The organism is Methylobacterium phyllosphaerae, assembly GCF_001936175.1.
Lineage (GTDB): Bacteria > Pseudomonadota > Alphaproteobacteria > Rhizobiales > Beijerinckiaceae > Methylobacterium > Methylobacterium fujisawaense.
The window spans coordinates 3547551-3566987 of the sequence record NZ_CP015367.1 but is presented as its reverse complement, the minus strand read 5'-3'; the positions used below and the strand labels follow the sequence as shown (position 1 = coordinate 3566987).

Genomic DNA, 19437 nt, shown 5'->3' with positions numbered 1-19437 from the left:
TGACTGGATTATGACGAAGGCGAGCGCGTAGAGTTCGCTAAATCTCCGGCTCGCAGGCTGAATCGCCGCGCGCTTTGGGGGTTGGCATGACATTTCGATATGGCGTCTCGATCGTGGCGTTGGCGGTCGCTGCCTTCGGACCGGGCGCGCAGGCACAGACGGCCAACACGACCGCTTCGGACGTCAATGTCCTCAATCTGCTGGCGCCGTACCTGACGCTCAACACGACGGCGACCGGTCAGCAGACGCTGCAGCTCAACCTGGCGCAGTCGATCGCGATCAACACCGCCGCGGGGCTCGCCCAGCAGCAGCTCGCGATCAGCGACAAGAACCTGCTGGGCTCGGCGCGCAACGACCTGTCCTCGGCCGGGCTCGGGACATACGGCGTGGCTGCAAATCTCGCGGGCGGCCTGCCGGCCCAGACGCCGATCAACGGCATCGTTCCGCAACAGCTCGTCGGCGGCCTGGGTGCCCAACTCGGCCCGATCTACCAGCGCGGGGTCGAGCAGGGCGCGAGCGGACCCCTGGGCAGCGTGGTCAATCTGCTGGCCGGTGCCTACGGTTTCACAGGCAACAACCTGGGCGTCGCCAAGAACTACTATGCCAACGGCGCGGCCAACAATCCGAGCGTGACCCCGGCCAACTACGTGGCGGTGCCGGCCGTGGCGCCGGCGGGCTACAGCCTGCCCACCGCCAACGGGCTGCCGAACACGACCAACAGCGTCTACGACCTCGCCTACGGCGTGACCAACACGCAAGCCGGCCAGGATGTCTACGGTTCCTCGCGGCCCGTCCAGGCGGCGCCGGCCCGGTTCAACACCTTCGACCCGACCGCGCTCAACGGCATCGCCACGAACCCGTCCTTTCCGAGCGGGCACACCACCTACGCGTTCACCGACGGCATCCTGCTCGCGATGCTGGTGCCGCAGCAATACCAGAGCATGCTGGCCCGGGCGGCCGACTACGCCAACAGCCGCATCGTCCTGGGCGTGCACTACCCCCTGGACATCATCGGCGGACGGGCGCTCGCCACCTACGACCTCGCCCAGGCCTTCACCAACCCGGCCTATATCAACAACGCCGCGGTGACTGGCACGGCGATCAACCTGCCCGCCCAGTTCGTGGCGGCCCAGAGCCAGCTGCAGGCCTACCTCGCCGCCCAGTGCGGCAACACCGTCGCCGCCTGCGCGGGCAGCGCCGCCAACGCGGCCGGGAATCCCTACGTGCCGTCGGCCGGTAACCAGGCTGCCTACCAGCAACGCCTCACCTACGGCCTGCCGACCCTCAGCTTCGCCCAGGCGCCCCGCGAGGCGGCTCCCGCCGGCGGGCCGGACGCCTCGATCCTGCTCGCGCCGCTCTACGGCGGATCGACCGCCGCCGCGCGGACCCTCGCGCCCAACGGCGGCCTCTACGGCCAGCTCGCCACCAGCACGATCAACCAGATCCTGGTCAACACCGAGACCAACGCGCTGGCCGCCTTCTACGGCAGCCCCCTGAGCTATTGGAGCCGCCTCGACCTCTATGCGGCCGCCGGGTATTTCGGGAACGTCACCGGCACCCTGCGCATGGACGCCACCGACCGCCTCGGCATCGATGTCGGCATCGGACAGGGCGGCGCGCTCTACGCCAACGGCACCATCGCGGGGACTGTCTTCGTGGGCGCCGGCGGCCTGCTCGGCGGCTCCGGCACGGTGGGCGGGATCGGCGCGCTCTCGGGGGGCACGGTTGCGCCGGGCAACTCCATCGGCACGCTCACCGTCGCCGGCAATGCCGCCTTCGCGGCCGGCTCGACCTACCGGGTCGAGGCCAACGCCGCCGGACAGGCCGACCGCATCGCCGCCACCGGCAGCGCCACCCTGTCGGGCGGCACCGTCCAGGTGCTGGCCGCCTCGGGCGCCTACAATCCGCGCACCACCTACACGATCCTCTCCGCCGCCGGCGGCGTCTCGGGCCAGTTCGCCGGCGTGACGGCGAACCTCGCCTTCCTCAGCCCGGGCCTGCGCTACCGGACCGACGCGGTCGACCTGACCCTCACCCGCAACGACGTGCCGTTCGCCGCGTCAGCCACCAGCCGCAACGGCATGGCGGCGGCCAACGCCGTCCAGGCGGCCGGCGGCGGCCGGCTCTTCGACGCGGCGGTCGCCTTCACCACCACCGAGGCCGATGCCGGCTTCCGGGCGCTGGCCGGCGACATCCATGCCGGCACCGTGTCCACCGCCTACGAGACCGCGTTCTTCGTGCGCGAGGCGGTGCTCGACCGCCTGCGCTGGGGCAGCCCCGGCACCGGCCTCGATTACGGCACCCTGCCGGCCGCCTACGCGGCCGACCTGCCGGGGCGCCAGCCGGTGGTGGCGGGCGTGCCGGTGCGGACCCTCGACCCGCAGGTGTTCGGCCTCTGGGGCCAGGGCTTCGGCGCCTTCGGCACGGCCGAGGGCGGCGGCAACGCGTTCAACCTCGACCGGCAGATCGCCGGCTTCGCGGCGGGCGCGGATGTCCGCGTGTCGAACGGGCTGCGCGTCGGCGTGGTCGGCGGCTACACGGAGGCGTATCTCGACAGCGCCGGCCGGTCCGGCGGCACGAGCCGGGCGGAGAGCGCCACGCTCAAGAGCGGCTTCGGCGGCCTGTATGGCGGCTATGAGGTCGGGCCGTTGTCGGTGCGGCTGGGAGCGCTCTACGCCGAGACCGACACGCGCACCCGGCGGGCGGTGCTGTACGGGCTGTCGGACACGCTGAGCGGCCATGGCGGCGGCTATACGGTGCAGGGTTTCGGCGAGATCGGCTGGAGGATCGCGCTCGGCCAGCCGGCTCCGGCGGCTCTGGTGTCGAGGGACGGCGTCGCGGTGCCGGTGCCGCCGACGGCCTCCTACGTCGAGCCGTTCGTCGGCGGGGCGTATGTCGGCATCCGGCGGGACGCCTTCGCGGAGACCGGGGGCGCGGCGGCGCTGGCGAGCGTCGCGCGGGACTACGATCTGGGCGCGGCGACCGTGGGGGTGCGGGCGCAGACGGGTCTGGAGCTGGGGTTGGGTCTTCCGGTGACGCTGCGGGGTCTGGTCGGCTACCGGCGGGCGTTCGGCGACGTGGTGCCGACGGCCCTGCTGCGGTTCGGCACGGGCCCGGCCTTCCTGAGCGCGGGCGTGCCGATCGACCGGGACGCGCTGGTGGCGCAGGTCGGGCTCGATCTGGCGGTGGCGCCGAACGCGAGCCTGGGCGTGGCCTATACCGGCCAGACCGGCGCCCGCGCCCAGGATCAGGCCGTGAAGGGCACCTTCACTCTCCGGTTTTGAACACGCCGGACGACGTCGCCTCTGTCACACGCCTGACGCGGTCCGGCCGCTAGCGGACCGGACCGCTCGCTTCATCGATCGAGGGATCCGCATGCTTGACGCCACGGTGCCGGCCCTGTCCCTCGGCGCGCTTCTGGCCCTCGTCCAGATCGTCAGCATCGGCGTCGCGGGCCGGCGCCTCGGCCGGAGCCACGGGCCGTCGCGGTTTCCAGACGGCGCGCCCGTCTCCCTGGTCCGTCCGCTTCACGGGATCGAGGCTTACAGCGAGGAGATGCTCACCCAGAGCTTCCGCCTCGACTACCCGTCCTACGAGCTGATCTTCTGCGTGGCCGACCCCGGGGACCCGATCGTGCCGATGGTCCGGCGGCTGATCGCGGCCCATCCGCGCGTGCCCGCCCGCCTGATCCTCGGCGACGAGCGCCTCTGCGAGAACCCGAAGCTCAACAATTGCCTGCGCGGCTGGCGGGCCGCCGTCCACGACTGGGTGGTGCTCGCCGATTCCAACGTGGCCATGCCGCCGGACTACCTCCAGCGGCTCCAGGCGGCGTGGCGGGACGATACCGGCCTCGTCTGCTCGACCCCCGCCGGGGCGCGCCCGGGCAGCTTCATGGCCGAGGTGGAATGCGCCTTCCTGAACACCCTGCAGGCCCGCTGGCAATACGCCGCCGAGGCGTTCGGGCTGGGCTTCGCGCAGGGCAAGAGCATGCTGTGGCACAAGCCCTTTCTTGAGGCGCAGGGCGGCCTGCAGGCGCTCGCGGCCGAGATCGCCGAGGACGCGGCCGCCACCAAGCTCGTCCGGGCCGCCGGCAAGCGGGTCCACCTCGTGGCGAGCCCGTTCGAGCAGCCGCTCGGGCCGCGCGGCTTCCAGGAGGTCTGGGCGCGGCAGCTGCGCTGGGCGCGCCTGCGCCGCGTGACCTTCCCGCTGTTCTTCGCTCCCGAGATCGGCAGCGGTGTCCTGTTGCCGGCGCTTCTCATCGCCCTCTGCGCCGGCAGCTTCACGGGCCTCGTCGGCGCTGCCGGCCTCGCCGGCCTGTGCTATGCCGCCGAGCACCGGCTCGCGATCCGCGCGGGCTGGCACCGTTCGCCCCGCCTGCTGGCGGCCTTCCTGGTGCGCGACGCCCTGATCCCGGCGATCTGGCTCGGCGCCTGGATGCAGAGCGCCATCGTGTGGCGGGGCAACGCCATGGACGTGCGCCCCCGGCGGGCCGCCGAGGCGCGTCCCTACGCGCCGACGGCCTGACGGCGGCCGACGATCGGAGGCCGAAAGGTGTCGCGCCGCTACGCTCTCTACTGCCTGCCCGCCCCGGGTTCCCGGCTGGAGGCCTTCGGCCGGTCCGTCCTCGGCACCGACCCCGTCTCGGGGGCGGCGGTCCCGCACCCGGAGGGCTTGAGCGACCTCGCCGCCGTCACGGCGGGGGCCCGGATCTACGGGTTCCACGCCACCCTCAAGGCGCCGCTGCGCCTCGCGGCGGGCACCACGGAGGCGGATCTCGTCGCCGCCACCCGTGACCTCGCGGCCGCGCACCTGCCGGTGGCGGTGGGCCCGCTCCGGGTCGCCGCCCTCGGGCCGTTCCTCGCCCTCGTGCCGGAAGCTCCCCCGCCGGAGCTGGGGCTCTTCGCCGCCGAGTGCGTCGCCGCCCTCGACCCGTTCCGTGCGCCGCTCACCGAGGCCGAGCGCGCCAAGCGCCGCCCGGAGCGCCTCGACCCGCGCGGGCGGGCCCTGCTGGCGCGCTGGGGCTACCCGTACGTGTTCGAGGCCTTCCGCTTCCACATGACCCTGACCGACGCCCTGCCGGAGGCGGAGCGCGAAGCCTGGCACCGGCGCCTGTCCGAGGCTTACGCCGCCGCGGGGCCGGAGCCCCTTGTGATCGACGCCGTGTGCCTCCTGACCCAGGACGGGTCCGGCCCGTTCCGGCTCCTGGCGCGCCTGCCCTTCGGAGAGCCCCGTGGTTGACCGTCCCCTCGGACTCGAACCCGCACGCGATCCCAGCGCCCGGGTCGTGGATTGCCGCCTCGGTCACTACACGGAGGTCGGCGCGCGAACCCGCCTCACCGAGACGATCCTCGACGATTATTCCTACATCGGTCAGGATTGCGAGGTGATCTACACGACCATCGGCAAGTTCTGCTCGATCGCCGCCAGCGTGCGGATCAATCCCGGCAACCACCCGATGGAGCGCGCGTCGCAGGCGCATTTCACCTACCGGGCACGGGCCTACTGGCCGGAGGAGTCCGACGAGCCCGCCTTCTTCGACCGGCGCCGGGCGAGCCCGGTGGCGATCGGCCACGATGTCTGGATCGGCCACGGCGTCGTTGTCCTGCCCGGCCGCACCATCGGCACCGGCGCCGTGGTCGGCGCGGGCGCCATCGTCACCCGCGACGTCGAACCCTACACGATCGTTGTCGGCAATCCCGCCAAACCGGTCCGGCGCCGCTTCCCCGAGGCCGTCGCCGAACGTCTGATGCGCCTGGCATGGTGGGACTGGGATCACGAACGGCTGCGCCGGGCGCTTCCGGATTTCCGCGGCCTGCCCATCGAAGCATTCCTCGAGCGCTATGAAGGTTAAGCCGGCTATCAATATGTAAGAATTGCGCCGGCAAACATAACCGATCTGTATTCGTCATCCAATCGTCGTGAAATCGGCGTTTACCTGCGGCCATTCCCCGGCGGATGGTGGCATGCTGGTTATCGAGGATCTCACGCGCCAGTACGGCGACCGGCGCGCCGTCGACGGCGTGTCGCTCCGGATCGAGCCCGGCAGCTTCGTCGGCGTGATCGGCCGGTCGGGCGCCGGCAAGTCGACGCTGCTGCGCCTGATCAACCGGCTGGCGGACCCGAGTTCGGGGCGCATTCTCCACGACGGCCGTGAGGTCACCACCCTGCGGAGCCGCGACCTGCGCGAATGGCGGACCCGCTGCGCCATGATCTTCCAGCAGTTCAACCTCGTCGGCCGCCTCGACGTGATGACCAACGTGCTGATGGGCCGGCTCAGCCACGTGCCGAGCTACCGTTCCCTGCTGCGGCAATGGTCCGCCGAAGACCGGGCCATGGCGCTCGCCGCCCTGGAGAGCTTCGACATGGGCGAGTTCGCCGGCCAGCGCGCCGACGGCCTGTCGGGCGGGCAGCAGCAGCGGGTCGCCATCGCCCGCGCCCTCGTGCAGGAGCCCGAGATCCTGCTCGCCGACGAGCCGGTGGCCTCCCTCGACCCGCGCAACACCCGGCTCGTGATGGACGCGCTGGCCGAGGTGAACCGGCGCTACGGCATCACGGTGCTGTGCAACCTGCATTCCCTCGACCTCGCGCGCGCCTATTGCGACCGCCTCGTGGGCCTCGCGGCCGGGCGGGTCGTGTTCGAGGGCGGACCGTTCGACCTCACCGAGGACGTGGCGCGCCGGCTCTACGGCCTGGAGGCCGGCGAGGTGCTGGACGATTCCGCGCAGCGCGAGGCGGAGCAGCGGGCCGCGATGCCCGGCAGGCCCGGTCTCGTGCCGGCGCGGCCGGTCCGCGAGGCCGCCCTCGGCGCCTGATCCGGGCCCTCCAAGCCCCAACAATCATTCGGGAAACGCCCGACCGGCCTCCGGCCGGCCGAACTTCCTGCCCTACGCCGTCACGAAGGACGACACGATGATCACCCGACGCACTCTCGCCGGCGCCGCCGCGGCTCTCGCCCTCCTCGGCCTGCCGGCCGCCGCCCAGGACTGGAAGGCCCAGTATCCGGAGCTGACGCTCGGCGTGATCCCGGCCGAGAACGCCTCGGGCACCGCCGACCGCTGGGCGCCGCTCACCGCCTACCTGACCAAGACGCTCGGCGTGCCGGTGAAGCTGCGGGTGGCGAGCGACTACGCCGCCGTGATCGAGGGCCAGCGGGCCGGCAACATCCAGATCGCGTGGTACGGGCCGGCCTCCTTCGCGCGGGCCGTGATGACCGGCGTGAAGATCGAGCCGATCGTCAACCAGAAGCACGAGACCGGCGCCTCGGGCTACTATTCGGTGGTCTACGTTCTGGCCTCCAGCCCCTACAAGACCGTCGAGGATCTCCAGGGCAAGAACCTCGCCCTGGTCGATCCGAACTCCACCTCGGGCAACCAGGCGCCGCGCTTCTTCCTGAAGCGGGCCGGCTACGACGTGGAGAAGTTCTTCGGCAAGACCTTCTACGCCGGCAGCCACGAGAACGCCGTGCTGGCGCTCACCCAGGGCACGGCCGACGCCGCCGCCAACCTGTGGAATTCCGAGACCGACACGATGGTCACCCGCATGGCCGCCAAAGGCATGCTCAAGAAGCCCGACGGCACGCCGATGCAGCAATCGGACTTCCGGATCGTGTTCAAGTCCGACTTCCTGCCGGAGGGGCCCTTCGCCATGCTGACGAGCCTGCCGGACGACCTGAAGGCCAAGATCCGGGACGCCTTCGTGGCCCTGCCGAAGGCCGACAAGGCCGCCTTCGACCGTCTCTCCGACGGCAAGGACCAGGATCTGACGCCGGTGACCCTCAAGGATTATCAGCCGATCATCGACATGCTGCGGTTCAACGACGAGCAGCGCCGGAAGTCCTGATCCGGGCCCGCCCGCCTTGCGCGGTCTGACACCCCTGTCGCCGGAGCGGGAAGCCGCCCTCTCCGGCCTGTACGCGGCGGCGACCGGCGCTGCGCGCCGCCGCACGCTGGCGGGCTTCGCCCTTGTGGCGGCGCTCGCCCTGGTCGCCGGTTTGGTCGCCGAGGTGCGGCCGCTGGTCTTCGCCGAGAACATCGGCAAGTTCACCGCCTACATCCAGCAGATCCTGCCGCCGATCAGCCTCGATCACCCGCTCGAGGACGTCCGCGCCTGGTACTGGGGCCTGCCCAAATGGCTGGGCCTGCTGGGCGAGACCCTGCTCATGGCCTATCTCGGGACGCTGCTCGGGGGGCTCGCGGGCTTCGCCCTCAGCTTCGTGGCCGCCGTCAACCTCATGCGGTCGCGCCTGCTGCGCGTCGGCGCCAAGCGCCTCCTGGAATTGTGCCGCACCGTCCCCGAGGTGGTGTTCGCCCTGATCTTCGTGATCGCCTTCGGACTCGGCCCGATGGTGGGCGTGCTCGCCATCGCGATCCACACCACGGGGGCGCTCGGCAAGCTGTTCTCCGAGGTGGTCGAGAACATCGACATGCGGCCCGTCGAGGGCCTGTCGGCCTCGGGCGCCACCTGGGTCCAGACGGTGCGCTTCGCGGTGCTGCCGCAGGTGCTGTCGAACTTCGCCTCCTACGCGCTGCTGCGCTTCGAGATCAACGTGCGCGGGGCCGGGGTGATGGGCTTTGTCGGCGCCGGCGGCATCGGCCAGGAATTCCTCGTGGCGATCCGCAATTTCTACTACGCGGACGTGAGCGCGATCCTCGTGCTGATCATCCTGACCGTGTTCTGCATCGACCTCGCCACCGAGCGGGTCCGTCACCGCCTGATCGGCGCGGAGCAGGCCCGATGAGCCCGCGTCCCGAGGCCCTGCGGGCGGCGGCCCGGGCCGACCTCGCCCGCCTGCGCGCGCGCTACCCCGCGCAGTTCCGCACCGACTGGCCGGGGCGGGCGCGGCTCGCCGCCCTGCTCGCCGTCCTGATCGGGCTCGCGGCGTTCGGCTACTGGCGCCTCGACTTCTCGATGGCGCGGATCCTCCACGGGCTCGGGCGGCTCGGTACCTTCGCGGTGCTGATGCTGCCGCCGTCCCCGGAGGGCCAGTTCTGGACCTTCCTGCACGCGCTGGGCGAGACCCTGGGCATCGCCTTCCTGGGCACGCTGACGGCGGCGGTCTTCGCCTTCCCGGTGGCGTTCCTGGCGGCCCGGAACGTCGTGCCCAACCCCTTCGCGCGGTTCGCCGTCCGCCGCGGCCTCGACGTGATGCGCTCGGTGGACGTGCTGATCTGGGCGCTGATCTGGATCAACGTCGTGGGCCTGGGCCCCTTCGCGGGGGCGCTCGCCATCGCGTGCTCGGATTTCGGGGCGCTCGGAAAGCTGTTCTCCGAGGCGATCGAGACCTGCGACAAGCGTGCCGGCGAGGGCGTCGTCGCCTCGGGCGGCTCGCGCCTGCACCGCATCCGCTTCGGGCTGATCCCCGGGGTCCTGCCGGTGCTGGCGAGCCAGGTCCTGTACTTCTTCGAGTCGAACACCCGGTCGGCGACGATCATCGGCATCGTCGGCGCCGGGGGCATCGGTCAGTACCTCACCGAGCTGATCCGCGTTCTGGAGCTGCAGCAGGTCGCCTTCCTGGTGCTGATGATTCTCGTCACCGTGGCGGCGATCGACTGGGTCTCGACCCGCCTGCGCCGGGCGATCATCGGGCCGGCGGCGCGCTGAGTCGCCGGCCCGATAAACCGCCGATCACCCGCCGATCACCAGCTCCACCCGGTCGGCGGCGAACAGGGTGCGGTTCGCCTGGATCGGAACGCCGGCGGGATCGATGTTGACGCTCGACACCACCAGAACGACCCGCCCCGGGGCGATGTCGAGGCGCTGCGCCTCCGCGGAATCGGCCGGCCGGGCGCGGATGCGCGTCGAGAGCCGGGTGTAATCGTGCAGGCCGCAGGCCGCGAAGGCCCGGGTGATCGAGCCGCGCTCGGCATAGGCCTCGGCGAAGCCTGCGAAGCGCGGCAGCGGCAGCCAGGTCAGCGCCGTCGAGAGCGGGGCGTCGTCCGCCCGGTGGACCGTCAGCAGCTCCAGGATCGGCGCGCCGGGGGCGAGGGCCAGGGCTGCCGCCTGCTCGGGCCCGGCCGGGACCGTGGTCGAGGCGACGAGGTCGCCCCAGGCCTCGCGTCCGGCCCCGGCGACGATCTCGGAGAACCGCGTGCGCGGCCCGATCGGGTAGGCGAGGGGTGCCTCCTCCACGAAGGTGCCCCGGCCCTGGCTGGCGCGCACGAGCCCGCCCTCGGCGAGCGCCGCGAGGGCACGTCGCACGGTGTGCCGGTTCACGGCGAAGCGCGCCGCCAGGGCGGCCTCGGCGGGCAGCTGCTGTCCCGGCGGATAGCGCCCCGCCGCGATCTCGGCCGTCAGCGCGTCGGCGATCTGCCGCCACGCCGTCAGACCCTCGCCCCGGACGAGGCCGGGTGCCTGCTCCTGTGCATCCATCCTGTCATCCAAACTTCATTTGTGCGGCGCACGCCAGTTGTCTATACACCTATACAACCGAGCGACGGAGGGATTCGCGATGACGACGAGCCCGAGACATCCGGCATCCGAGGGGGAGATCGGGGCGCGCCAGGCCGTGATGGCGCTCTGTGCCGAGGCGAGCCGCACGGACCTGGAGGCGGCCCTGTCGGTCCTCGACACCCCGGCCGCCGCGGATCTCCGGCCGCCGGAGACGGGACTCGTGATGGCCTCAGGCCGGATCGGCGGCGACGGGCGCCCGTTTAACCTCGGCGAGGTCAGCGTGACCCGGGCCGCCATCCGCCTCGCGGACGGACCGGCCGGCTTCGCCTACCATCTCGGCCGCGACCGCACGAAGGCGCGGCTCGCCGCGATCCTCGACGCCCTCTGGCAGGACCCGGACCGGCGCGCCCGGGTCGAGGCCGCCCTGGCGCCCGCCGCCCGGCGGCTCGCGGCGGACCGGCAACAGGCGGCCCGGCGCACGGCGGCCACCCGGGTCGACTTCCTGACCCTCGCCCGCGGAGACGATTGAGCATGCTCGCCCCCGGCTTCGCCGATCCGGTCCACGACGCGCAGGGCACCTTCCGCGCCGTGATGGACGCCCTCGCCCGCCCCGGGCTCATCCGGCCGCTCGCCCCGTTCCTCGCGCCGCCCGCGCCGCTCACGCGGGAACTGGCCGCCGTCGCACTGGCGCTCACCGACGCCGACACGCCGGTCTGGCTGGATCCGGCCCTCGCCGAAGCCGCGGACGTCGCGGCCTACCTGCGCTTTCACACCGACGCGCCGCTCACCGACGATCCGGCCCGGGCCGCCTTCGCGCTGGTCCGCGAGTCTCGACGCTGCCCGCCGCTGGGCCGGTTCGCCCTCGGCACGCCGGCCTACCCCGACACCTCCACCACCCTGGTGCTCGCCCTCGACACGATCACGGATGGGCAGGGGCTGAGCCTCTCCGGCCCGGGCGTCCGGGGCACGGTCCGGGTCGCGCCGGGACCTCTGCCGGACGGCTTCGCGGCGCAATGCGCCGAGAACCGCGCCGACTTTCCGCTGGGCGTCGACCTGATCCTCACCGCGCCCGGCCGCGTGGCCGGTCTGCCGCGCTCCACGACGGTCACGGAGGCCTGACCCATGTACGTGGCCGTGAAGGGCGGCGAGGCCGCCATCGACAACGCCCATCGGCTCCTCGCCGAGGCCCGCCGGGGCGACCCCGCCGTTCCGGAACTCTCCGTGGCGCAGATCCGCGAGCAGATGGCGCTGCTCGTCGACCGGGTGATGACCGAGGGCTCGCTCTACGATCCGGACCTCGCGGCCCTGGCGCTCAAGCAGGCGCGCGGCGACGTGGTCGAGGCGGTGTTCCTGGTCCGCGCCTACCGGACCACGCTGCCCCGCTTCGGCGCCTCCGCGCCGGTCGACACCGGCACCATGGCGGTCGAGCGCCGGGTCTCCGCGACCTTCAAGGACCTGCCCGGCGGGCAGGTGCTCGGGCCGACCTTCGACTACACCCACCGGCTCGTCGACTTCGCGCTCGCGGCGGATACCGCCTCCGAGCCCGCCGCCGAGGCCGAGCCGCGCGCCGATGCCGGAACCTGCCCGCGGGTCACCGACCTGCTGGCCCAGGACGGGCTGATCGAGGCCTCGCCGCCGGACGACGGCGCCCCCGTGGGCGACCTCACCCGCGAGCCCGTGGATTACCCCGCCGACCGGGCTCTGCGCCTCCAGGCGCTCGCCCGGGGCGACGAGGGCTTCGTGCTCGGCCTCGCCTACTCGACGCAGCGCGGCTACGGCCGCACCCACCCGTTCGTCGGCGAGATCCGGGTCGGCGCGGTGGCGGTGGAGTTCGTGCCCGAGGAGCTGGGCTTCGCGGTCCCGCTCGGCCGGGTGCGGCTCACCGAGTGCCAGATGGTCAACCAGTTCAAGGGCTCGGGCGCGGCCGCGCCCCAGTTCACCCGCGGCTACGGGCTGAGCTTCGGGCAGAGCGAGCGCAAGGCCATGGCGATGGCCCTGGTGGACCGGGCGCTGCGCGCGGAGGAGCTCGGCGAGCCGGTGGCGAGCCCCGCCCAGGACCAGGAATTCGTGCTGGCCCATTGCGACAGTCTCCAGGCGACCGGCTTCGTCGAGCACCTGAAGCTCCCCCACTACGTCGACTTCCAGGCCGAGCTGGAGCTGGTCCGACGCCTGCGCGCCGAGTTCGAGCGCAAGACCGAGACCGTCGAGATGCAGGAGGCCGCCGAATGAGCGCGACAGGGATGTCCCCCTTCCTTGGTGGCTCCGCTTCTCGGGAGCTTCCGGGCCGCGCGCCGGATGACGCGCAGGTTCCCTCTCCCGAACGGGAGAGTGGGCTCGTCGCGTCAGTCCTCGACGCGGCAGCAAGCACGCGCGGCTCCGGCTACAACTTCGCCTATCTCGACGAGGGCACGAAGCGGATGATCCGCCGCGCCATCCTCAAGGCCATCGCGGTGCCGGGATACCAGGTACCCTTCGCCTCCCGCGAGATGCCGATGCCCTACGGCTGGGGCACCGGCGGCGTGCAGGTCACGGCGGCGATCCTCGGGCAATCGGACGTGCTCAAGGTCATCGACCAGGGGGCCGACGACACCACCAACGCGGTCTCGATCCGCCGCTTCTTCGCCAAGACCTCCGGGGTGGCCACCACCACCCGCACGACGGAGGCGACGGTGATCCAGACCCGCCACCGCATCCCCGAGACGCCGCTCACCGAGGGGCAGATTCTGGTCTATCAGGTGCCGATCCCCGAGCCCCTGCGCTTCCTCGAACCGCGCGAGACCGAGACGCGCCAGCTCCACGCGCTGGCCGAGTACGGCGCCATGCACGTCAAGCTCTACGAGGACATCAGCCGGCACGGGCACATCGCCACCACCTACGCGTACCCGGTGGAGGTCGCCGGCCGCTACGTGATGGACCCGTCGCCGACGCCGAAATTCGACAATCCCAAGATGGACGACTGCCCCGCGCTCCAGCTCTTCGGCGCGGGCCGCGAGCGGCGGATCTACGCGGTGCCCCCCTACACGCGGGTGCGCAGCCTCGATTTCGAGGATCACCCGTTCCGCGTGCAGGAATTCACGCAGCCCTGCGCCCTGTGCGGCGCCCGCGGCCACTACCTCGACGAGGTGGTCACCGACGATTCCGGAGGCCGGATGTTCATCTGCTCCGACACCGACATCTGCGAGACCCGTGTCGCGGAGGCGGCCCGATGAGCGCGCCGCTCCTCTCCGCCCACGGCCTGACCAAGACCTACGGCAACCGGCTCGCCTGCGCGGGCATCGACCTCGACATCACGGAGGGCGAGGTGCTGGCCATCGTGGGCGAGTCCGGCTCGGGCAAGTCGACGCTCCTGTCGCTGCTCGCGGGCGAGCTGGCGCCCGATTCGGGTGAGGTCCGCTACCGGATGCGCGACGGGCAGACCCGCAGCCTCGCCGATCTCGGACCCGCGGCGCTGCGCCGGCTGATGCGCACCGACTGGGGCTTCGTCCGGCAGGACGCCCGCCAGGGCCTGCGCATGGCGGTCTCGGCCGGCGGCAATGTCGGCGAGCGGCTGATGGGCATGGGCGAGCGCCATTACGGCCGGATCCGCGGCCAGGCGCTCGACTGGCTCGGCCGGGTCGAGATCGAGGCCGGCCGGGTGGACGACCCGCCCAGCCAGTTCTCCGGCGGCATGCGCCAGCGCCTCCAGATCGCCCGCAACCTCGTCACCGGGCCGCGCCTCGTGCTGATGGACGAGCCGACCTCCGGCCTCGACGTCTCGGTCCAGGCCCGGCTCCTCGACCTGATCCGGCGCCTCTCGGCCGAACTCGGCCTCGCGGTGATCATCGTGACCCACGACCTCGCGGTGGCGCGGCTGCTCTCGCACCGGATCGCCGTGATGCGGGCCGGCCGGGTGATCGAGACCGGCCTTACCGACCGGGTGCTCGACGATCCCGAGCACGCCTACACCCAGCTCCTCGTCGCCTCGGTGCTCGCCGCATGACTGCGCTTCTGACCTTCCAGGACGTCGCCAAGAGCTTCACCCTGCACCTGCGCGGCGGGATCGTCCTGCCGGTGGTGGGCGGCGTGAGCCTCGTGGTCGAGCCCGGCGAGTGCGTGGTGCTCGGCGGCCCCTCGGGGGCGGGCAAGTCCTCGCTCCTGAAGATGGCCTACGGCAATTACCGCTGCGATGCCGGCGCCATCCGGGTCCGCGACGGCGAGGCGGTGGTGGACGTCGTCCGGGCCGATCCGCGAGTGGTCTGGGCGCTGCGGGCGCGGGTCATCGCCTACGTGTCGCAGTTCCTGCGGGTGATCCCGCGGGTCCCGGCCCTCGACGTGGTCGAGGCCGCCGGCCGCGAGGGCGGGTTGTCCGAAGAGGCGGCCCGCGCCCGGGCCAAGGACCTCCTCGCCCGGCTCAACCTGCCCGAGCGGCTCTGGGGCCTGCCGCCCGCGACCTTCTCGGGAGGCGAGCAGCAGCGGGTCAATATCGCCCGGGGCCTGATCGCCGACCGGCCGCTCCTGCTCCTCGACGAGCCGACCGCCTCCCTGGACGCGCAGAACCGCGCCGTGGTGGCCGACCTCGTGCGCGAGAAGCTGAAGGCCGGCGCCGGCGTGCTCGGCATCTTCCACGACAGCGAGATGCGCGAGGCTGTGGCGACCCGGGTGGTCGATGTCACCCGCTTCGCGCCGCAAGCCCGGGCAGCCTGAGGAATTCACGATGGACGACTTCATCCTCGAGAACGCGACCCTGGTCCTGCCCGACCGGGTGCAGCGCGGCTGGCTCGCCGTCTCCGACGGGGCGATCATCGAGATCGGCGAGGGACGGGCGCCCGCGCGCGGCCTCGATTGCGGCGGCGATTACCTGATCCCCGGGCTGATCGAGCTGCACACCGACCATCTGGAGAGCCACTACGCGCCGCGCCCCAAGGTCCGCTGGCATCCGCTCGGCGCGGTGCTCGCCTACGACGCGCAGATCACCGCCTCGGGCATCACCACGGTGTTCGATTCGCTCCGCGCCGGCAGCGACCCGGACGGCAGCGGCCTCGGCTCCGAGCTGGAGCAGCTCGCCGGCGCCATCGCCGCCGCGCGGGCCGGCGACCTGTTCCGGGCCGAGCACTTCACGCATCTGCGCTGCGAATTGCCCTCCACGGATGTGCTCGACACGGTGGCGACCTTCACGGCCCGCTACCCGGTGGGGCTGATCTCGCTCATGGACCACACCCCCGGCCAGCGGCAGTTCCGCGACATGGAGAAGTACTACACCTACGCCACGCGCGGCGGCCGTCCCATGGAGGAGATCCGCGCCAACACCGAGCGCAAGATCCGCGACGGTCGGTCGCTGAATGCGAAGAACCGGCCGGCCCTGGTCCAGTTCGCCCGCGAGATGGGGATCCCGCTGGCGAGCCACGACGACACCACCCTGGCGGATGTCGACCTCGCGGTCGGCGAAGGCGTGCGGCTGGCCGAGTTTCCCACCACCCTGGAGGCGGCCGAGGCCGCGCACCGCCAGGGCATCACCGTGATGATGGGAGCGCCGAACCTGATCCGCGGCGGCTCGCATTCCGGCAACGTCGCCGCCCTGGCGCTGGCCGAGGCCGGGCACCTCGACATCCTCTCGTCGGACTACGTGCCGGCGAGCCTCTTGATGGCGGCCTTCCTGCTGCCCGAGCAGGCACCGTCGATCACGCTGCCCGAGGCGCTGGCCACCGTCACGGCCAATCCCGCCCGCGCCACCGGGCTCACCGACCGGGGCGCCCTGGCGCCCGGGCTGCGGGCCGATCTCGTGCGCGTGCAGCGGGCCGAGGGCGTGCCGGTGGTCCGCGAGGTCTGGCGCGCCGGCCGGCGGGTCGCCTGATGCCGGGCTGCCTCGTCCTCGTGGTCGGCCCGAGCGGCGCCGGCAAGGACACGCTGATCCGGCTGGCCCGGGCGGCCCTGGCGGACGATCCGCGCTACGTCTTCCCGCGGCGTCTCGTGACCCGGCCACCCTCGGCGGACGAGGACAACGACGAGATCGACGAGGCTGCCTTCGCGGATGGCTGCGCGGCCGGCCGCTTCACCTTGAGCTGGCGCGCCCATGGCCTCGGCTACGCCCTCCCGGCGGAGGCCGGAAGGCGCGCCGCCGACGGTCAGGTGGTGATCTGCAACGTCTCGCGCCGCGTCGTCGCGGAGGCGCGGAGGACCTGCCCGCGGGTGAGCGTCGTCGAAGTCACCGCGCCGCCCGAGATCCTGGCGCAGCGTATCGCCGCCCGGGGCCGGCCGCAGGACGGCGACCTCGCCGCGCGTCTCGCCCGGGAGGGCGACGTCGTCGCGGATCTGACGATCCTCAACACCGGCTCCCCGGGCGACGCCGCGTCGCGGCTCGTCGCGCATCTGCGCGCCTGCTGACGGGACATCTTCGTCGCACGCCGGGTGCGACTGCCGGGTCGCGCCGGCCGATGCACCGATCGCGCCGGAGCAACGAAAAAGGGCGGGTGCCGATATCGGCACCCGCCCATGTTGGTCTCGGCCGGGGAAGCCCCGGCGCCGTCGGTCTCAGAGGCCGCCGAACTTGTAGTTGAAGCCGGCGCGAACGATGCTGCCCTCGGTGCGGAAGCGCGAGATGTACGCGCCGTTGCCGACACCCGGGACCGCGCCGACGAGCACGTTCTGGCTGCCGAGGTCGTAGTGCAGGTACTCGGCCTTCACCGTGATGGCGTCGTACTTGATGCCGATGTAGCGGCCGAGCGCGAAGGTGTTCAGGAAGCTGTCGGTGGGCAGGGCGAACTCGATGCCGCCGCCGTAGGCGTAGCCGACCTTGAAGTCGTCGTAGCGGCCGGCGAACTGCAGGCGGCCGCCCGGGGTGTAGAAGTTGGCGTCGTGGAACACGTTGCCGTAGGCGAGGCCGCCCATCCCGTAGACCAGGACGCGGTCGAAGGCGTAGCCGACGCGGCCCGTGAGGGTGCCGAGCCAGTCGAGGCTCTGGCGGAACTGGCTGATGTTCGGCGGGCCGCCGGCGACGTTGCCGGTGCCGAGGACGACGCGGTTCTTGGTGATGTCGGTCCAGTCGATGCTGTTGGCGAGACCGACGACGATGCCGGAGCCCGGCGTGAACTGGTAGTTGTAGCCGGCGGTGCCGCCGATGTTGGCGAAGCCGTCCTGCGTGGTCGAGGTCAGGAAGGGACGGCGGCCGAGGGCCACATTGGTGGCGTTGCCCGGCTGGACGCCGACCGTGGTGATGCGCTCACGATCCGTGAAGGTGTAGGCGGACTCGAGACCGGCGTAGAAGCCCGTCCAGGTGAAGACCGGCACCGGCGTGAAGACCGGCGGCGGCGCGGCCCGGCGCGGCAGGTCGGCGGCCGAAGCGGCCGTCGTGACCAGCGCCGTCGCGGCGGTGGCGAGGAGGAACTTCTTCATCATGGCGGGGGGTCCGAGGTGATGCGTTGTTGTCCCCACTTAAGCTCGGCCGCACGGATCCCGCTATGCCCGCGAAGCCACACTGTGACGCGAAAGCGGCGTGGATACTGCCTGTGATTGATGTTTCGGCGTTCAAGACTCATGGCCGCGGCTTGACAGCAGAGCCGGTCGTCGGGCGCCCGCGCGCCGCGGAGCTTGATCCCTGGCGGCCGACCCTCTAAGCGGACCGCGTTTTTCGCCCCTGTCCGAGCTTCGGGGCGGCTGACCAGGATTCGGGGCCCTTGTGTGGTCCCCGCCGCAGGAATGGGAATAATGGGCAAGGAAAAGTTCTCCCGCACCAAGCCGCACTGCAACATTGGCACGATTGGTCACGTTGACCACGGCAAGACGTCGTTGACGGCGGCGATCACGAAGGTTCTGGCGGAGACGGGCGGGGCGACGTTCACGGCCTACGACCAGATCGACAAGGCTCCGGAGGAGAAGGCGCGCGGGATCACGATCTCGACGGCGCACGTGGAGTACGAGACGCAGAACCGTCACTACGCGCACGTGGATTGCCCCGGGCACGCCGACTACGTGAAGAACATGATCACGGGCGCGGCGCAGATGGACGGCGCGATCCTGGTGGTTTCGGCGGCCGACGGCCCGATGCCGCAGACCCGCGAGCACATCCTTCTGGCGCGCCAGGTCGGCGTTCCGGCGCTGGTGGTGTTCCTCAACAAGGTCGACATGGTCGACGACGAGGAGCTCCTGGAGCTGGTCGAGCTGGAGGTGCGCGAGCTCCTGTCGAAGTACGACTTCCCCGGCGACGACATCCCGATCACCAAGGGCTCGGCGCTGATGGCGCTTGAGGACAAGGAGCCGAAGATCGGCAAGGAGGCGGTGCTGGCGCTGATGGCGACGGTGGATGCCTACATCCCGCAGCCGGAGCGTCCGATCGACCTGCCGTTCCTGATGCCGATCGAGGACGTGTTCTCGATCTCGGGCCGCGGCACGGTGGTGACGGGACGCGTCGAGCGCGGCATCGTCAAGGTCGGCGAGACGGTGGAGATCGTCGGCATCCGCGACACGCAGACCACGACGGTCACGGGCGTGGAGATGTTCCGCAAGCTGCTCGACCAGGGCCAGGCGGGCGACAACGTCGGCGTGCTGCTGCGCGGCACGAAGCGCGAGGACGTGGAGCGCGGCCAGGTCGTGTGCAAGCCGGGTTCGGTGAAGCCGCACGCCAAGTTCAAGGCCGAGGCCTACATCCTGACCAAGGAAGAGGGCGGCCGCCACACGCCGTTCTTCACCAACTACCGGCCGCAGTTCTACTTCCGCACCACCGACGTGACCGGGATCGTGACGCTGCCCGAGGGCACCGAGATGGTGATGCCGGGCGACAACGTGACCATGGACGTGGCGCTGATCGTGCCGGTGGCCATGGAGGAGAAGCTGCGCTTCGCCATCCGCGAGGGCGGCCGCACCGTCGGTGCCGGCGTCGTCGCCGCCATCAACGATTGAGCTCGAGCAGGGCCGGCGCGTCGCGACAGACGATGCGCCGGTCCCGCGCCGTCAGCCGGCGGATGGTCCGTGGTCATCTCTAGACCACGGGGGTGCGTCAGGGCTCAGGCCATCGACTTCGATGTGACTCGCGCCGGCCTCCGTCTTGACGGGGTGCCGGCGTTGTTTTGTCTTGTC

Annotated in this window: 19 protein-coding genes; 17 read left to right on the top strand and 2 right to left on the bottom strand. The window is 71.8% G+C overall.

All coding sequences use genetic code 11. From position 1 onward, the window contains the following. The first annotated feature begins 86 nt into the window (after positions 1–86). From MCBMB27_RS16165 to phnE (MCBMB27_RS16130), 8 genes are all read left to right on the top strand, one after another. Positions 87–3284 (top strand): autotransporter family protein, encoded by a 3198-nt coding sequence (locus tag MCBMB27_RS16165; RefSeq protein WP_075380852.1) that lies wholly within the window; start codon positions 87–89, stop codon positions 3282–3284. Positions 3285–3375: 91 nt separating this feature from the next. After that, complete coding sequence (locus MCBMB27_RS16160) at positions 3376–4524, top strand: glycosyltransferase (RefSeq protein WP_075380851.1); 1149 nt, start codon at positions 3376–3378, stop codon at positions 4522–4524. A 27-nt stretch (positions 4525–4551) separates the two neighbouring features. Continuing rightward, a complete protein-coding gene (locus tag MCBMB27_RS16155) occupies positions 4552–5238 on the top strand; it encodes a DUF1045 domain-containing protein (RefSeq protein ID WP_075380850.1) in 687 nt (228 codons plus the stop codon). Continuing rightward, complete coding sequence (locus tag MCBMB27_RS16150; RefSeq protein WP_075380849.1) at positions 5231–5851, top strand: LbetaH domain-containing protein; 621 nt, start codon at positions 5231–5233, stop codon at positions 5849–5851. Before MCBMB27_RS16155 ends, MCBMB27_RS16150 begins: the two co-directional genes overlap by 8 nt. A 112-nt stretch (positions 5852–5963) precedes the next feature. Then, complete coding sequence (gene phnC / locus MCBMB27_RS16145; RefSeq protein ID WP_053611238.1) at positions 5964–6812, top strand: phosphonate ABC transporter ATP-binding protein; 849 nt, start codon at positions 5964–5966, stop codon at positions 6810–6812. 97 nt (positions 6813–6909) lie between these two features. Then, on the top strand, positions 6910–7839 hold the full coding sequence (phnD, locus tag MCBMB27_RS16140; RefSeq protein ID WP_075380848.1) for a phosphonate ABC transporter substrate-binding protein: 930 nt from the start codon (positions 6910–6912) through the stop codon (positions 7837–7839). 16 nt (positions 7840–7855) lie between these two features. Next, the gene (gene phnE / locus MCBMB27_RS16135; protein ID WP_075380847.1) at positions 7856–8737 is read left to right on the top strand and encodes a phosphonate ABC transporter, permease protein PhnE; all 882 of its coding nucleotides are present in this window, start codon (positions 7856–7858) and stop codon (positions 8735–8737) included. Then, on the top strand, positions 8734–9600 hold the full coding sequence (phnE, locus tag MCBMB27_RS16130; protein WP_075380846.1) for a phosphonate ABC transporter, permease protein PhnE: 867 nt from the start codon (positions 8734–8736) through the stop codon (positions 9598–9600). The genes phnE (MCBMB27_RS16135) and phnE (MCBMB27_RS16130) overlap by 4 nt, the downstream gene beginning before the upstream one ends. A gap of 24 nt (positions 9601–9624) precedes the next feature. On the opposite strand, the gene phnF is transcribed toward phnE (MCBMB27_RS16130), so the two are convergent. Then, positions 9625–10368, bottom strand: a complete 744-nt coding sequence (phnF, locus tag MCBMB27_RS16125) for a phosphonate metabolism transcriptional regulator PhnF (protein ID WP_043387929.1) — start codon at positions 10366–10368, stop codon at positions 9625–9627. Positions 10369–10447: 79 nt separating this feature from the next. Here phnF and phnG point away from each other — a divergent pair, with 79 nt between their 5' ends. Genes phnG through phnN form a run of 8 tightly spaced genes read left to right on the top strand, consistent with a single transcriptional unit; the run spans position 10448 to position 16749 of the window. Continuing rightward, on the top strand, positions 10448–10918 hold the full coding sequence (phnG, locus tag MCBMB27_RS16120; RefSeq protein WP_170861899.1) for a phosphonate C-P lyase system protein PhnG: 471 nt from the start codon (positions 10448–10450) through the stop codon (positions 10916–10918). A gap of 2 nt (positions 10919–10920) precedes the next feature. Beyond that, positions 10921–11508: a phosphonate C-P lyase system protein PhnH gene (gene phnH / locus MCBMB27_RS16115; RefSeq protein WP_075380845.1), complete on the top strand. Its 588-nt coding sequence runs from the start codon at positions 10921–10923 to the stop codon at positions 11506–11508. 3 nt (positions 11509–11511) lie between these two features. Then, the gene (locus tag MCBMB27_RS16110) at positions 11512–12618 is read left to right on the top strand and encodes a carbon-phosphorus lyase complex subunit (protein WP_043387925.1); all 1107 of its coding nucleotides are present in this window, start codon (positions 11512–11514) and stop codon (positions 12616–12618) included. Between the two features lie 11 nt (positions 12619–12629). Next, positions 12630–13598 carry an alpha-D-ribose 1-methylphosphonate 5-phosphate C-P-lyase PhnJ gene (locus tag MCBMB27_RS16105; RefSeq protein ID WP_167380418.1) on the top strand — a complete coding sequence of 323 codons (969 nt, stop codon included), beginning with the start codon at positions 12630–12632 and terminating at the stop codon, positions 13596–13598. Then, a complete protein-coding gene (gene phnK, locus MCBMB27_RS16100) occupies positions 13595–14368 on the top strand; it encodes a phosphonate C-P lyase system protein PhnK (RefSeq protein WP_075380844.1) in 774 nt (257 codons plus the stop codon). The genes MCBMB27_RS16105 and phnK overlap by 4 nt, the downstream gene beginning before the upstream one ends. Further along, positions 14365–15072, top strand: coding sequence for a phosphonate C-P lyase system protein PhnL (phnL, locus tag MCBMB27_RS16095; protein WP_075380843.1), 708 nt, complete (start codon positions 14365–14367; stop codon positions 15070–15072). The genes phnK and phnL overlap by 4 nt, the downstream gene beginning before the upstream one ends. A 10-nt stretch (positions 15073–15082) precedes the next feature. After that, entirely contained in the window at positions 15083–16219 is a 1137-nt protein-coding gene (locus MCBMB27_RS16090; protein ID WP_043351241.1) for an alpha-D-ribose 1-methylphosphonate 5-triphosphate diphosphatase, read from the top strand. Then, positions 16219–16749 carry a phosphonate metabolism protein/1,5-bisphosphokinase (PRPP-forming) PhnN gene (gene phnN, locus MCBMB27_RS16085; RefSeq protein ID WP_170861900.1) on the top strand — a complete coding sequence of 177 codons (531 nt, stop codon included), beginning with the start codon at positions 16219–16221 and terminating at the stop codon, positions 16747–16749. Before MCBMB27_RS16090 ends, phnN begins: the two co-directional genes overlap by 1 nt. Positions 16750–16896: 147 nt before the next feature. On the opposite strand, the gene MCBMB27_RS16080 is transcribed toward phnN, so the two are convergent. Then, positions 16897–17760, bottom strand: coding sequence for an outer membrane protein (locus tag MCBMB27_RS16080; protein WP_043351243.1), 864 nt, complete (start codon positions 17758–17760; stop codon positions 16897–16899). 309 nt (positions 17761–18069) lie between these two features. Between MCBMB27_RS16080 and tuf the strand changes: the two genes are divergently transcribed. After that, positions 18070–19260, top strand: coding sequence for an elongation factor Tu (gene tuf / locus MCBMB27_RS16075; RefSeq protein ID WP_043348276.1), 1191 nt, complete (start codon positions 18070–18072; stop codon positions 19258–19260). The last annotated feature ends 177 nt before the right edge of the window (positions 19261–19437 follow it).

Bases quoted from the DNA above. Each gene is read 5' to 3' on its own strand.
- MCBMB27_RS16165 (WP_075380852.1), top strand. From the start codon at position 87: ATGACATTTCGATATGGCGTCTCGATCGTGGCGTTGGCGGTCGCTGCC.
- MCBMB27_RS16160 (WP_075380851.1), top strand. From the start codon at position 3,376: ATGCTTGACGCCACGGTGCCGGCCCTGTCCCTCGGCGCGCTTCTGGCC.
- phnC (WP_053611238.1), top strand. From the start codon at position 5,964: ATGCTGGTTATCGAGGATCTCACGCGCCAGTACGGCGACCGGCGCGCC.
- phnD (WP_075380848.1), top strand. From the start codon at position 6,910: ATGATCACCCGACGCACTCTCGCCGGCGCCGCCGCGGCTCTCGCCCTC.
- phnE (WP_075380846.1), top strand. From the start codon at position 8,734: ATGAGCCCGCGTCCCGAGGCCCTGCGGGCGGCGGCCCGGGCCGACCTC.
- phnF (WP_043387929.1), bottom strand. From the start codon at position 10,368: ATGGATGCACAGGAGCAGGCACCCGGCCTCGTCCGGGGCGAGGGTCTG.
- phnG (WP_170861899.1), top strand. From the start codon at position 10,448: ATGACGACGAGCCCGAGACATCCGGCATCCGAGGGGGAGATCGGGGCG.
- phnH (WP_075380845.1), top strand. From the start codon at position 10,921: ATGCTCGCCCCCGGCTTCGCCGATCCGGTCCACGACGCGCAGGGCACC.
- MCBMB27_RS16110 (WP_043387925.1), top strand. From the start codon at position 11,512: ATGTACGTGGCCGTGAAGGGCGGCGAGGCCGCCATCGACAACGCCCAT.
- MCBMB27_RS16105 (WP_167380418.1), top strand. From the start codon at position 12,630: ATGTCCCCCTTCCTTGGTGGCTCCGCTTCTCGGGAGCTTCCGGGCCGC.
- phnK (WP_075380844.1), top strand. From the start codon at position 13,595: ATGAGCGCGCCGCTCCTCTCCGCCCACGGCCTGACCAAGACCTACGGC.
- phnL (WP_075380843.1), top strand. From the start codon at position 14,365: ATGACTGCGCTTCTGACCTTCCAGGACGTCGCCAAGAGCTTCACCCTG.
- MCBMB27_RS16090 (WP_043351241.1), top strand. From the start codon at position 15,083: ATGGACGACTTCATCCTCGAGAACGCGACCCTGGTCCTGCCCGACCGG.
- phnN (WP_170861900.1), top strand. From the start codon at position 16,219: ATGCCGGGCTGCCTCGTCCTCGTGGTCGGCCCGAGCGGCGCCGGCAAG.
- MCBMB27_RS16080 (WP_043351243.1), bottom strand. From the start codon at position 17,760: ATGATGAAGAAGTTCCTCCTCGCCACCGCCGCGACGGCGCTGGTCACG.
- tuf (WP_043348276.1), top strand. From the start codon at position 18,070: ATGGGCAAGGAAAAGTTCTCCCGCACCAAGCCGCACTGCAACATTGGC.